Origin of the sequence: Shewanella halifaxensis HAW-EB4, assembly GCF_000019185.1 — a bacterium.
Classification (GTDB): Bacteria; Pseudomonadota; Gammaproteobacteria; order Enterobacterales; family Shewanellaceae; genus Shewanella; species Shewanella halifaxensis.
In genome coordinates, this window is the sequence record NC_010334.1 from 4,001,944 (window position 1) to 4,015,746 (window position 13,803).

A 13,803-nucleotide genomic window follows, 5' to 3' on the forward strand; every position below is an offset into this window, starting at 1 on the left:
TTAAACAAAATAACAGCAGATTAGCGTTACTTTAGCCTAAAACAAGCAAATTCAAGTACAGTTATCACTAGCTCATTTGAAGCTAGATTAATCGTATTTATTCTTGAAATCGGCAGAAAGAGAGGTGTATTCGCCGCGGCCTTGGTAGCACAGGCACATCGAGTGCCCTTTGCAGCAATCGCGATGCTGGCGAGATAAAGGGGAAGATAAACAGTAACACCAATAACGGCATCACAGGCGGCTCGTCGAGACAAACCCTTAAAGACTTTTCCGATAGTTCACATTGGCTAAACTCTGCGTCCTTGAGCTTGCTATCAGTTGAATCGCTGTTAAGGCCAATGGCGCTCTCACTCGCTTGTGAAATCGAGCTGGCACTCAATTGATTAAAGGCACTAAATATCCCACTATTTTGAGCCAAGCACAGCAGCACCATGATGGTAAAAACCATAATAGTCCAAGGTTTCGCTGTTTTGTGAAAACTCAAATACGAGATAATAAACTCCGGTGCAAACCTAAAAACTAGGCTACATGCTATCTAAACTATGTTTAACCAATGGTGAACACAGGATATGACCGGGCTTTTACAAAAATAGTTCAGCCGATTACGCATTTTTATTTCGACCGCTTAGAAATGAGTCAAAGGGGCTTTTCACTGCCCCTTATCAACGCCCCTAATTCAGTTTCAATAAAGCCTTCCTCTATGCAGGAAGTATTGGGTGAATGGATATCGTAAACGACCAATTCGTGGAAATTCCAAACCTTTAATTGCATATTGTATACCTTTTAATGTTAAGATGAGCAAAATTCAGAATCAACGCCCATCTGAATTTCAAATAACCAAACACAACAGCGGGCATCTGGATACCTAGGGATCTGGACGTTTATTGCGTTAGCCTTAGTATTCGCAATCGAAACGAATTCAAGCGCAACATGAGCGAACTACACGTGAGGATAAAATGATAGAGCTTAGACATTTACGTACGTTAGTTGCCCTAAAGGAATGCGGCAGCCTCGCTGGGGCTGCAAAAAAACGCTTCGTCACCCAGTCGGCACTGTCGCATCAGATCAAGGAGTTAGAGACTCGCATTAACTCCGCTATTTTTGTGCGCAAGAGCAAACCCCTCTCTTTTACACAAGAAGGCGCGAGACTACTCAACCTTGCTGAAGATATTCTGCCAAAAGTGATCGAAACCGAATTTGATCTGAAGAAAGGTTTGGCCGAAGGGGATAATCATTTAGGCGTTGGTATTGAGTGCCACAGCTGCTTCCGCTGGTTAATGCCGGTAATGGAAGAGTTCAGGAAGCAATATCCACAGGCCGATCTCGACCTCTCTAGTCGTCACCTGTTCGACTCGCTAAATGCATTGCAGTTAGGCGAGCTAGATGTGGTGCTGAGCTCTGATCCCGTACCCGGTCAGTCAATTGCTTATCAGCACCTGTTTGATTTTGAAGTGAGATTGGTGGTTGCCAGCGACCATCCACTGGCACAGCAAGAGTATGTCACACCAAAGCAGTTGGAAAACTTAACGATTTTAAGTTATCCGGTTTCACTTGAGCGGTTAGATATTTATCGCCACTTCCTAGAGCCAGCAGGCATACAGGCTGGGCCGCAGGTGAAGTGTGATCTGACCATGATGCTACTGCAGCGTATCGCCTGTAATGATGGTATTGCAGCGCTTCCAAGCTGGTCGATTAGCGAAGCTCAAGGACTTAGCCTTACTAGTGTTAAGTTGGGGCCAGATGGTCTTAAACGTCCACTGTTTGGCGCATATCGTCGTAACGGTGCCAATGCTCGCTTAGCTCAACATTGGCTAGAACTGGTGGCAAAAGAAGGTTTAGCGAAGCAGAGATTGAACTGATACCAATCTATTACGTAATGATTTCTGTTGCATACAAAAAAGCCTGCATATTGCAGGCTTTATCATTAAAAGTTCATATCGGCTTCAGTAACAGGCCTTTTTTAGCGAGAACACGTCTTAATACCAAACCTGGAGAGTTAGCATTATGCGTTTGACGCAAGTTATGCGCGATTAAAAACTCATCACGTAAATCATCATCTAGCCCTAATGATTCAAACGCTTCCAGCGTTAAGGTTTGCTGTTTATCTTCAATCACAGACTTTAGCAGGCTGAGTGGATACTCCTGTTCAAGTTCTGAGTTCAAGTAAGCAAATGCTGTGAGTGCAATAATGTCACCAAATACACTAAATAGTGCCAAGGTTTGCACTTCATCTGGGCTAATTTGCAAACTATCTATCTGGTACAGCTGATCGACAGCATCGGTAGCAATCGCTTCTGTTAGTGCCCAATAGCCATGAACCAGCTTCTTATAGGGCTCATTCAGTTCGTCTAAACGCTCTTTCAGATAGAAAGTAAACGCATAGCGATAAATATTAACCTGGCCTAAACGCACTAAAGCATCTTTTAATGAGCGATTCTTACTCGATTGCGGCGTAGCGTGATCAGCACTGTTGCTGCGCCAAAGCAGATGGGCAGACAAAGCCGGATCAGATGAAACGATATCGATAACGTTACGAATATCACCGTCTGCAATAATGGCCTTTTTCAATGGGATAAGGATCCCTCTACGACCAATTACCTGCTCTTCGTTGCAGATAATTGCGCGTACTTGAGTAAATACTTGCTGCTCAAGATCTGTCATGCGAAACGTTAAACCTTATATTTTTTTTAATAAATATGTGCACTTAATTCCGTGTAAATTAACCCACATAATGACGTCAAAGGTCAAGCCATATAAGCGACTACCTTAACAAGTTTCAACAATTCTCTTCGCATTAATTTACCTTTACTAAATTAATAGCCGATTAAACCATCCATTCACGACTAGACTGATTTGTACACTCTAGAGTGAGATTTTTTTACAAATTAAGGCCTGAATGTAACCCTTTGCTATATTGCCTGATAAATAGCATTCGCGAGGGCTAAATAGCCGGCATCATTTAAATGTATAGCATCTGATTTTTTACTGGGACTTTTCAATAAATGACTTAAGACATCTTCGACTAAAACTAACTGATATTGCTCTGCAAGTTCCTCATAAATGGGTGATGCCGATAAAAATAGACTCTTTTGCGGCACTGCAACCAGTAGAACGGGGATCTGTTTCGATTGTGCCATCTCAATCATGGCCGCCAAATTGGATTTAGTCGTCATAGTAGGATGGTTTCTTAAGAAGTCATTGCCACCTTCTAACAAGATTAATAGCTCGGGTGAATGTTTATCTAATAACGTGCCTAAACGTGCGGCACCGCCAGTTGTTGTCTCTCCAGAGACTCCGGCATTAATCACATCAAAACCGCTCATGGAAGCAAGCTGGCTCGGATAATCTTGCCCCTTCGACGCGCCAATACCGTATGTGAGGCTATCGCCAAAGGCCAGCACTCGTGCATTTTCGGGCAAGGCGGGAATACACGCACCGGAGCAAGCTTGTAATAATAGTAATGACAGTATGGTGAGAAGTAGACCAAATGGCCTCAGTATCGACAAGTGTTTCATTGGCATGCCTACTTAGGAGTTTGCCAATTTATAACATAAAAAAAGCCAGACACAATGTCTGGCTTTTTTGCAATCGCTATACGTCAGCGATAATTAAAATGCTTGGTAGCTGACGCTGAAGAATAACTCTCTTCCAGGGCTAAAGTAGTTTTGATCTGAGATAATCTCTTCATCAAACAGGTTATTTGCCTTTAATCGTAAGCTCCATGCATCGTCTAGCTGGTAACCAATGCTTAAATCTAACTTGTGGTAGGCATCTAAGAACTGCTCATCGCCGGCGTAGCGCTTACCTTGATAATGGTAGTTTGCTAGCAAGTCGAACTGTTGCCAAGTATAACTCAGCAAATAGTTGAATTCGTTCTCACTACGACCAACTAACTGCTCACTTGTATGCTTGTTTTCTGCATCTAGATAGGTATAACTAAGCTGATGTTCTAGCCCTAGTAATTGATAATTTGCCGACAGTTCAACACCATTAATCTCGGCTTTATTGATGTTAGCTGGCTTCCAGATATCCCAACCGTAATCATCCTTCTCGCCTGTAGGTGCCCAAGCGATAAGATTATCGATGCTGTTTTGGAACACACTAATATAAGCACGAAGATCTTGGCTGTTAAAATGCAATGTCAGTTCATAACTTTCGGCGGTTTCAGAGATAAGATCTGGATTACCTGAGTCTGGCCAATATAGATCGTTGAAGGTTGGCGCCTTAAAGGCGGTGCCCGTTGCGGCGGCGAGACGCCAATGCTCATTAAACTCATAGGCGAGGCTGGCGTTATAGGAGACTTCACTGTCGATGTTTTCAACATCATCGTAACGTACGGCAACTTCAGCCAGCAACTTACTCCACTGTTTTTGTACTAATGCATAGACACCAAAAATATCACGCTGATCTTGAGCATAGTCACCTCTAACCGACTCATTTGACCAATCGATACCACCGGTCAGAGTTAAATCATCGGCAGCTAAATACTGGTTACTCCAGTTGACTTGGTCACGCTTAGTTTCAAACTCAGCTGTCGCGACACTCGCATCATCGCCACGGAAGTTTTCGTTATAATCTCGAGACTGACTCAGTGCTAACTTGCTGGTAAATTTGTCATTGTGGTACTGACCCGCTAGGTTCCATAAATAATTCTCGTAGTCAGACTCATCTGCCGAACCCGATGCATATATATCATCGTATTGAGTATTACCTTTATCGTACTGACCATTCCAAATCGCTTGCCAATTCGAGTTAATCTGCTGCGAGCCTTTCAGTGAAAGCGCGTTACGCTTATAACCATCATCATCGTTTTCCACTTCGGCGCCGTTATACACATCATAGCCTTCGGACTGCTCATGATTGACCGCGATTGTTGTGCTACCATTGCCATGATTCACTCCCGCGCCAAACGAGCCACGAATATAATCATTCGAGCCATATTCAGCACCAGCAAACCACTCTCCGCCTTCGAGTTGACGGGTAAAGATCTGAATAACGCCGCCAATCGCATCGCTGCCCCAAACCGAGGCTCTAGGGCCCTTAAGCACTTCGATACGCTCGATATTCTCTGGCGACAAAGTATTAAAGCTCACCGTCCCTAAGGTCGCCGATCCGACTTTAACGCCATCGACCAGCACTAATACATGGTTTGAATTACTACCACGAACACTAATTGACGTTGCCTGACCCGCGCCACCATTACGCGATACGCTTACACCCGGGAGTGTCTCTAATACGTCAGCAACAGATTTAGGGTTAAGGCGTACAATCTCTTCACGCTCAATGGTATTGATAACGGTCAGTTGCTGATCGGCTGTTGTATCGAAACGAGACCCTGTTACTGTGATTGCTTCATCGATAGCAGTTGAGTTTACATCGACGTCAGCGGCCTGCGCCGACAATGCAGATAGGCTAATAAGACTGCTAACTAGCAGTGCGATTTTTGATGGTTGTGTTCCCATTTACCTTTGACTCCTAAAGGAAAACGGGGCAAAAACGTCACGGTGATACGACCAATAAATGGAAAAACTCCATCCGTTTGCTGGTTCGTCTAATTGCCGCATTTCGAGATCTGCCCGCCGAAATCATCGAAATCACTATGCTGGCCGGTCTCCGGACTTAGGTTCTGTATCAATCAGCGATTAACACACGAGTACAAGCTTTATAACACCTTTCCATTGAGGTGCACTCGTCTCTCACCATTCACCGTTGCGGGGGCAGTGTCAGAATTTAACTGACTTCCCGATTATCCTCGATTACAGCTGTAACCTAAGGCACCAGTAAAGTTGACTAAAATATTTTAGTTTTATCAAAAACTAGGATTATTCCATAGTTTGATTTTTTATCGCTCAAGAGTGAAAAAGTGCCACTTTTGAGAGTGCGCGCATTATAGACGTCTATACGGTTAAATGTCTAACTTAACCGCCGAACAAATCAGCCTTTTAGATAAGCAAATCCTATTTACAACCCATCGGTTAGAACATAAATCCGTTGGTAAGACTATGGCCCGTTGCAAATATCATGACCTAATAAAGCCTAGCAAGGATTGGCAAAACCAATGGGATATTGGGCGATGCAGCACAAACAAAAAAGCGAATGCTCGGCATTCGCTTTTCAAGTTTAAATCTTCAACTCTCGATTTACAGTAACGCTAGCGCCGTCTTTAGCTGTTCTTCCAGCTCTGAATTACGCAGCTGCTGCTTTTCCATATCGAAATTATCGAAAAAGCTTGGTACTGAAAGTGTCGCTTTCACGTCTGCAGCGAAATAAGGCGCTGAGCCCGCTGCTGCGGCTAATACGCTCGATGCGCCGCCAGGTCCTGGCGAAGTCGCGAGCAGTACCATTGGTTTATTCTGAAATACCTTCATATCGATACGTGACGTCCAGTCAAACAAGTTTTTATAAGCTGCTGTGTATGAGCCATTGTGCTCGGCAAAAGAGATAATAATCGCATCGGCTGCACCAATTTTGGCAAAGAACTGTTGAGCCAACTCAGGGTGGCCCAACTGCTCTTCTCTATCTTGGCTAAAGATTGGCATTTCATAATCATTAATATCGAGGATTTCAACCTCGGCACCTTGCACTAATGATGCTGCATATGTTGCAAGTTGCTTGTTGATTGACTTAGTGCTGCTGCTGGCTGCAAAGGCTAATAGTTTCATAATAGGACTCTCTATTCAGTAATTCTCTATTCAGTGATTATTCATTGACGCTGCAGTCACAGCTGCAAAGTGTATTTGATTCAATTGCCATCCACTCAACTTAGCGCTTAATACTGAGATTAAGCCGTTCTAAAAAGGTTACGTTTTGAGCGACAATTCGATGTAGAGCAGTGTATATTAGATAGCAACTGTGATTAATTACCTCAAAAGATATTAACTATTTCCATATGACTCTTAATGCGACGATGAATAAGCTATTTGATGGTATCGTAATATTTGCGCAAGTGGTGAAAAGTGGTGGCTTCTCAGCTGCCGCAGAGGTGCTGGGGCACTCCACCTCCTACGTGAGTAAAGAGGTTAATAAGCTCGAAGAGCGTCTTGGGGTCAGGCTACTCAACCGTACCACCCGCTCTATTGGATTAACCCCCGAGGGAGATGCGTATTATCAGCAGTGTCTGCAGTTAATTATCGATGCAGAGTCAGCCGTGGGATTAATCACTCAAAACGATGTCAGTCCACGGGGAGTCTTAAGACTCAGTTGCCCCGTCGGTTTTGCACAAAATCATCTTAAACCGATTATCTCACAGTACCTGCAGCTTTACCCCAATGTCAGCTTAGATTTAGATTTAAGCGATAACCGCACCGATGTCGTTGCCGACGGTTACGACTTAGCGATTAGAGCATCGGCGCAACTTGAAGAATCGAGCCTCATCTGCCGTAAGATATATAGTTGCAAAGCCTATACCGTAGCTTCGAAAGAGTATATTTCACGCCATGGTAAACCCCACCACCCAAGAGAGTTAGAAACCCACAACGGCATCTGTTACTCCAACCATAAGCAGCCAAGTCGCTGGGATTATATTGACCATGACGGCAAGCATTTTGTCGTTGATATTCGCCAAAAGATCCTCTGCAATAACGGTCATATGCAGCTGAGCATGGCTTTGGCAGGCCACGGCATCACCCGCCTACCTAGTTTCTATCTGCAAGGGGCACTCGAAAGTGATCAACTTGAGATCTTATTTGAAAACTTCCCCAGCGCCGACATCGATGTATTTGTGGTTTACCCAAGCCGCAAGCACCTGTCACCTAAAGTCAGGGCCTTTATCGACTTAGCTGCTGAACGCTTAACAATATAACCCGCGGCCAATGTTAACCTTTATGGTCAAATTTTAAATTTATTACTTTAAAGTAAACCAATACCAAACTTATAATAAAAGACATTTCCCGGGCACAGCTAGCGCCTCTTTTTAGCTATGTCGTCAATCATTCTTCTGGGATCTCAAACTACTTAGGTGAAGTGTGTGCTAAAGAAAATTCTTTCTATGACCAGCTCGACCCAGATGTTAGTGGCCATGTTTGTCGGCTTTGGTGTCGGCCTTTTTTTTGGCGAATCCGTCAGTTGGATGGGCACGATAGGCACCAGTGTTATTCTGCTGATGCAGATGACAGTACTGCCCTATATCGTAGTGTCGCTGGTTGGCGGTATAGGTAAGCTGCAAAAGAGTACCGCTAAGCTTATCTTTAGTCGCGCAGGACTTATCATGTTACTGCTGTGGCTGCTCGCCATCGTCATGATTGCACTTATGCCGCTGTCTTTCCCTGTTATCGAATCGGCGTCTTTCTTTAGTACCAGCAGCATCGAGCCAATCACCCCCATCGATTACTTTAAGCTGTATATTCCCTCTAACCCCTTTGAGTCGATGGCTGACGGCTATGTACCCGCAATGGTGGTATTTAGTATCGCCATGGGACTGGCATTGATAGGCATGCAGGGGGAGAACAAGCAGCAAATACTCACCTTTATGCACACCAGCTCTGAGATCTTCTCACGCATCACTCAGGGCCTAGTTAAAATTCTACCTATCGGTATTTTTGCTATGTCGGCCTCGGCGGCAGGCACCATGGGGGTAGATGAGTTTGCCAGTATGCAGGTTTATCTCATCAGCTATTTTGTATTGTGTTTACTGCTGACCTTTTGGGTACTGCCGTGGATTGTGGCCTCGCTGACTCCTATCACCTTTGCACAAGCGCTTCGAATATCAAAGTCGAGCCTAGTCACCGCCTTTGCCACGGGTAATATCTTTATCGTTATTCCTGTCATTGTTGAAGAGTGTAAGCAAGTGATGCGCGAGCACGATGATCTATGTGAAGACGGCGCAACCTTGATTGAGATTTTGGTCCCTATCGCCTTTACCTTCCCTAATATCGGTAAGCTCACCGTTATTATGTTTGTCTATTTTGCCGGTTGGTTTAACGGCACCCCGGTGGATATCGCAAGCATTCCCTCGCTTTCTATCAGTGGACTACTCGCGCTATTTGGCAGTGTCTATGTGGCCATTCCGTTTATGCTGGACTTGGTAAAACTCCCAGCCGATCTATTCCAGCTATTTGTCATGTCTGGCTTTATCACGGGTAAATTTAACTCTATTGCCGCGGTAATGAATCTGTTTGCACTTACGCTACTGACTGCATCACTATTTCAAAAATCTCTCAAACTACGCCCGCCACAGCTACTGAAAATGGGGGTAGGTATTGGCGTCAGTATGTTTGCAACTTTAATAATCTGCCGCGTAGGCATGGGGATGTTTATCCATAGCCCAGAGATCACCAGTGGGGTTATTGCCAATATGCAGGTGGCAGATAAAGTACCCACCAAGGTAAAAAAGCAGTTCCCGGTCGTGGGGCAAACACCGACAACGCCTATTCGTAGCATCCAAGCGATTAGAGATGCCGGCACACTCAGAGTCGGTTATATCCCCAGTAACGTGCCCTTTAGTTACTATAATAATGCCGGTCATCTTGTAGGTTTTGATACCGCAATGGCCACTAAACTGGCCGAAGACTTACGGGTCAAAATCGAGTTTATTCCCTTTAGAAAAGATCAGCTAGCCGCATCATTAAAGGCTGGATTTTTCGATATCGCCATGTCAGGTCTCGCCATGGATATCGAGCAGATGGATGCACTGAGTTACGCCAACCCGGTACTTGAGCTTAATCTTGCTATCGCCACCAAAGACCATCTGGTGAATGAGTTTAAGAGCAATGAGAAAATACAAGAGATGCGTAATATGACAATCGCCTACGTTGAGCACAGCGACGCGATTGAAGATGCCAAGAAATTTGCTCCTAACATCAAATTTGTCAAAATTGCGGGTTATAAAGACTTCTTTAGGCAGAAGACGCACAAATATGACGCGGTAGTGATCAGCGCTCAGGCAGGCTCGGCTTGGACCTTGTTCTTCCCAGGTTACGGTATTGCGCTGCTAGAAAACCAATCTCGTTACCCTGTCGCCTATGCGATCGCTCAAAACAACCAATCACTGCTCAATTACATCAACAACTGGCAACGTCTGCGTAAGGTCGATGGCACCCAAGAGGGGATTTATGATTATTGGATGCTGGGTAAAGGCGCTCAAAAAGTGCAGCCACGCTGGTCGATTATGCGTGATGTATTGCACTGGGTTGACTAAAGCTTGAGAGAAGCCTCCATTAAAAAGCCCTTAACCTATATAGCGTTAAGGGCTTTTTATTTTAAGCTTTAGATTATGGTGATTGTGGCGTCGGAGTCGATAGCCGATTCACCTCATCCTCACTTAGATGACGCCAGCAGCCAACATCAAGCTCTAAACTCAATCCACCAATTCGCTCTCGGTGCAAACCGTTGACCCGATTGCCCACCGCGGCAAACATCCGCTTCACCTGATGGTATTTTCCCTCGGTAATGGTGAGTAGCACCTCTTTTTCAGTGACAACTTCCAGCTTAGCTGGCAGGGTTAATGCGGGCTCATTTTGCAATTGCAGCCCATGTGCAAACCTAGCAACCATATCTGCTACATCATCACGAATCGCGTCTCTTAATGTCACCCGGTAGGTTTTCTCGCACTGCTTATCGGGCCTGATAATATCAAATGACCAGCGGCCATCGTCGGTCAACAACACTAAGCCCGTGGTATCGGCATCGAGCCGCCCAACAATATGCAGTTCTTCCGCTCTTTCAATATTGATACAGCGAAACAGGCTTGGGTAGTCGCCATCAACATTGGAACTCAGAGTGTGTATCGGCTTATGCAGCATGATGTAACGTGATGGCCGCGCCACTAACCTTTGACCTTTGAAGACAACGCTATTGCTTTCATGTACCTGAAAACTCACTTCCGTTATCGTCTCACCATTAACGCTAATTTCTGCGCACTCAATACACTCGCTAGCCTGAGCACGATTAAGCTCGGTGCTTTTGCAGATAAATTTGTCTAAACGCATATGGCTCTATTCTTGTGAGTCGAGTTATCTCATGATAACGACAATTATCACCAGCAGCCAAAATTGCACAAGCGATCATTTAAAAATCCCCGTATTTATCCGCCCTTGTTAGAGGTTCAGCTGTTAAGCGCTCGCGATTTCAGGCACAATACCGGGCTAAGAAAAGGCTTAAAAAGCCTGTTACTTTGTCGTAAACGCTTAGGAATCCCAAATGACGCAGATCACCCTACTTACCCCTGACGATTGGCACTTACATTTTCGCGATGGCGATATGTTACAAGAAACAGTTCCCGCAACAGCGCGCCTGTTCCAACGTGCGATTGTTATGCCTAATCTTTTACCACCTGTCACCGACGCAAAGATGGTAACTGAGTATCGTGAGCGTATTTTGGCGGCGCGCCCAGCAGGTTCAACCTTTGAACCGCTAATGACCATCTTCTTGACCAACAACACCACAGAGCAAGACATCATAGATGCTAAAGCCGCTGGCGTTGTTGCTGCAAAGCTTTACCCAGCAGGCGCAACCACGAATTCAGACGCTGCCGTTAAGGCGCTAGATGCACTATTCCCAGTGTTTGAAGCCATGGCGAAGCACGGCATGCTGCTATTAGTACACGGTGAGGTGACTGAATCGCATATCGATATTTTCGACCGCGAAGCCATGTTTATCGAACGCTACCTTGCGCGCATCGTTGCCGCCTTCCCAGCGCTTAAAGTGGTATTTGAGCACATTACCACTAAAGATGCGGCTGACTTTGTCATGTCGGCGCCTGATAATGTTGCCGCGACCATTACTCCACAGCACTTACTACTTAACCGTAATGATCTGCTTGTTGGTGGTGTACGCCCGCATAACTTCTGTTTGCCAGTACTTAAGCGCAGCACGCACCAAGAGGCGCTTCGTGCCGTGATAGCAACAGGCTCGAGTAAGTTCTTCTTAGGTACAGACTCTGCGCCGCACGAGAAGCACCGTAAAGAGTCTGCATGTGGCTGTGCGGGTTGTTACAGTGCATGGAGCGCATTAGAACTATACGCACAGGTATTTGATGACTTAGGGGCGCTGGATAAGCTAGAAGGTTTTGCCAGTCTTCATGGTCCAGACTTTTACGGCCTACCACGCAACACTAGCACGGTAACCTTAGTCAAAGAGAAGTGGACTGTACCGAGCGAAATTATCTTGCCAAACGGCAACCCTATCGTGCCGTTCTTCGCCGGTGAAGAGGTGAACTGGAAAGTGAAAAACGCTTAATCGCGGATCACTACGCCAATAGTGCTAAATAAAGCCTGCTCATTGCAGGCTTTTTTGTTTTTTCCTGTGCAGTCCGGAGATAATAGCAATCAGTATAAAGCCCGCTTTATGTCTTAATGTATCGATATTAGCGCCAAATACACATGCTGTTACCTCGAGACATCGACTGAATTGAGAATAAGATAAAGATACATTTGAATACAAACTTAGCACATCTTTTTTCATTGCCTTGCGCTTAAATAGCTCCATGCAAACGCATAACTTAAAGCCATTTTAAGTCCCCCACGCAAGGAGCAAACGATGAAGAAACTATTACCATTAACCGCGATTATACTGACTTCAATCACCTTTAATGCATCAGCCGCAATGGAACCTAATTTAGAGAAAACACTGATCGCAGTCTGTAAAACAGGCTTAAGTGACAACCTGTTTCTATTCAAAAGAACCATGCAGGAAAATAGGATAAACAAGCGTAGGGTGTTTCCAAAACTTGTGTGTAACGGCCAGAGCTTTCATCAGTTCGCCTTGTCAAATGGCGCTAACAAAATCGCCAGTAAGATTGCGCCGTACAGCCCCGGCGTCACTACAATTACCGATCTTGCTATGACAGCCCCGCAAGACACAGGCTATTCAGTTACTTTCTAATACCGTCAGTTTGACGAAAAGGGCATCGGTCTTTTTCGTCAATATACTTTTCATCAAGAGATTATTCTCGCCCCAACGCCTCACCTAAGGGCTCGAAGTAAGCGATAAGCGCACTAAAGATCTGCTCTCGATGCTCTATCGTTGGATAGCCCCCCGCATCGAACAACCGGGACTTTAAGGTTTCATCCACCAAGTAGGGGTTAGTGATATCTTGATAAGACTCGATGCAGGACTCAAATGCCCGCGCCATTAACTCTGTTGGTCGCGAAAAATACTGACTACCATATTGTTTATCGAGCTCGATTGCCCGATTAACATAGGCATGGCCATCCTCACCATTACTTGAAAGCATCGCCACCTCAAATACTCGCTCTAGCCGCCGATTCAGTGGATGTTGAACGGGTTTAACATCGGCTATCCAGCTGTGACTAGCAAATGAAATTCCTCGTGGTGAGGTATGGAAGGATTTGGGTGCAATATAATGGTCAAACGCATGCCAGAACTCGTGAGCAAGTGCTCCAGCGCCTGCATTTTTAGCCAGCGCTAACTCGCATCTGTGAGGTGCATAATGAGCCTGTATGCCTTTTTGGCCACCACTGCCAAAGGCAAGATTTAAGGTTTCACGCAGGCCCAGCGCTTTTGGGGGAAGCTTTAGAATAAAAGCCAAGTCGGCCAAGGAGTCAAAAATCAGATTAGCGGCCTTATCGCGCTCCTCGTTCTCAACCCACTTACCTAAGCGGATATGGCCGAGACCAAATACCTGTTTAATGTCGACAAAACTGACCTGCTCATCGAAGCGGTAATCGGGTCCTATACGTTTGTAACTGCGGCTTTTTAACACAAATAGTTTCTACCAGACAAAATGCTCACTCTTAATAACGTTAATTATAAAGCGATAAGTCTGTTTGATTCCAATCAATACGAAATACCAGCTTCGCCTAAATGCTAGCCTAGACTATGCGATAAACGGTATAATCTCAGCAT

General features: G+C 45.1%; 12 protein-coding genes and 1 riboswitch. Of the genes, 5 read left to right on the plus strand and 7 right to left on the minus strand.

The features are described from left to right. Positions 1-97: 97 nt before the first annotated feature. On the minus strand, positions 98-448 hold the full coding sequence (locus tag SHAL_RS17005) for a hypothetical protein (RefSeq protein WP_012278351.1): 351 nt from the start codon (positions 446-448) through the stop codon (positions 98-100). Between the two features lie 508 nt (positions 449-956). On the opposite strand from SHAL_RS17005, the gene SHAL_RS17010 reads away from it, so the two are divergent. Beyond that, positions 957-1,859, plus strand: a complete 903-nt coding sequence (locus SHAL_RS17010) for a LysR family transcriptional regulator (RefSeq protein ID WP_012278352.1) — start codon at positions 957-959, stop codon at positions 1,857-1,859. Positions 1,860-1,932: 73 nt separating this feature from the next. Here SHAL_RS17010 and SHAL_RS17015 read toward each other — a convergent pair whose 3' ends face one another. The 4 genes from SHAL_RS17015 to SHAL_RS17035 all read right to left on the minus strand — a co-directional run bounded on the left by SHAL_RS17015 (position 1,933) and on the right by SHAL_RS17035 (position 6,662). Next, positions 1,933-2,661, minus strand: a complete 729-nt coding sequence (locus tag SHAL_RS17015; RefSeq protein ID WP_012278353.1) for an HDOD domain-containing protein — start codon at positions 2,659-2,661, stop codon at positions 1,933-1,935. Between the two features lie 248 nt (positions 2,662-2,909). Continuing rightward, positions 2,910-3,515: an arylesterase gene (locus SHAL_RS17020; RefSeq protein ID WP_041416078.1), complete on the minus strand. Its 606-nt coding sequence runs from the start codon at positions 3,513-3,515 to the stop codon at positions 2,910-2,912. A 93-nt stretch (positions 3,516-3,608) separates the two neighbouring features. Further along, positions 3,609-5,462 carry a TonB-dependent receptor domain-containing protein gene (locus SHAL_RS17025; RefSeq protein ID WP_012278355.1) on the minus strand — a complete coding sequence of 618 codons (1,854 nt, stop codon included), beginning with the start codon at positions 5,460-5,462 and terminating at the stop codon, positions 3,609-3,611. Positions 5,463-5,587: 125 nt separating this feature from the next. Beyond that, a riboswitch (cobalamin riboswitch) is annotated at positions 5,588-5,797 on the minus strand. Between the two features lie 343 nt (positions 5,798-6,140). Then, positions 6,141-6,662, minus strand: a complete 522-nt coding sequence (locus tag SHAL_RS17035) for an NADPH-dependent FMN reductase (protein WP_012278356.1) — start codon at positions 6,660-6,662, stop codon at positions 6,141-6,143. A gap of 245 nt (positions 6,663-6,907) precedes the next feature. Between SHAL_RS17035 and SHAL_RS17040 the strand changes: the two genes are divergently transcribed. Continuing rightward, on the plus strand, positions 6,908-7,801 hold the full coding sequence (locus tag SHAL_RS17040; RefSeq protein WP_150102106.1) for a LysR family transcriptional regulator: 894 nt from the start codon (positions 6,908-6,910) through the stop codon (positions 7,799-7,801). 165 nt (positions 7,802-7,966) lie between these two features. Beyond that, positions 7,967-10,135 (plus strand): cation:dicarboxylate symporter family transporter, encoded by a 2,169-nt coding sequence (locus SHAL_RS17045; RefSeq protein WP_012278358.1) that lies wholly within the window; start codon positions 7,967-7,969, stop codon positions 10,133-10,135. 73 nt (positions 10,136-10,208) lie between these two features. On the opposite strand, the gene SHAL_RS17050 is transcribed toward SHAL_RS17045, so the two are convergent. Beyond that, positions 10,209-10,925, minus strand: coding sequence for a pseudouridine synthase (locus tag SHAL_RS17050; protein WP_012278359.1), 717 nt, complete (start codon positions 10,923-10,925; stop codon positions 10,209-10,211). A 211-nt stretch (positions 10,926-11,136) separates the two neighbouring features. Between SHAL_RS17050 and pyrC the strand changes: the two genes are divergently transcribed. After that, complete coding sequence (gene pyrC, locus SHAL_RS17055) at positions 11,137-12,174, plus strand: dihydroorotase (RefSeq protein ID WP_012278360.1); 1,038 nt, start codon at positions 11,137-11,139, stop codon at positions 12,172-12,174. 300 nt (positions 12,175-12,474) lie between these two features. Beyond that, a complete protein-coding gene (locus tag SHAL_RS17060) occupies positions 12,475-12,819 on the plus strand; it encodes a DUF3718 domain-containing protein (protein ID WP_012278361.1) in 345 nt (114 codons plus the stop codon). Positions 12,820-12,880: 61 nt separating this feature from the next. Here the strand turns inward: SHAL_RS17060 and SHAL_RS17065 are convergent, their stop codons facing one another. After that, on the minus strand, positions 12,881-13,660 hold the full coding sequence (locus SHAL_RS17065; protein ID WP_012278362.1) for a CLCA_X family protein: 780 nt from the start codon (positions 13,658-13,660) through the stop codon (positions 12,881-12,883). Positions 13,661-13,803 lie beyond the last annotated feature (143 nt).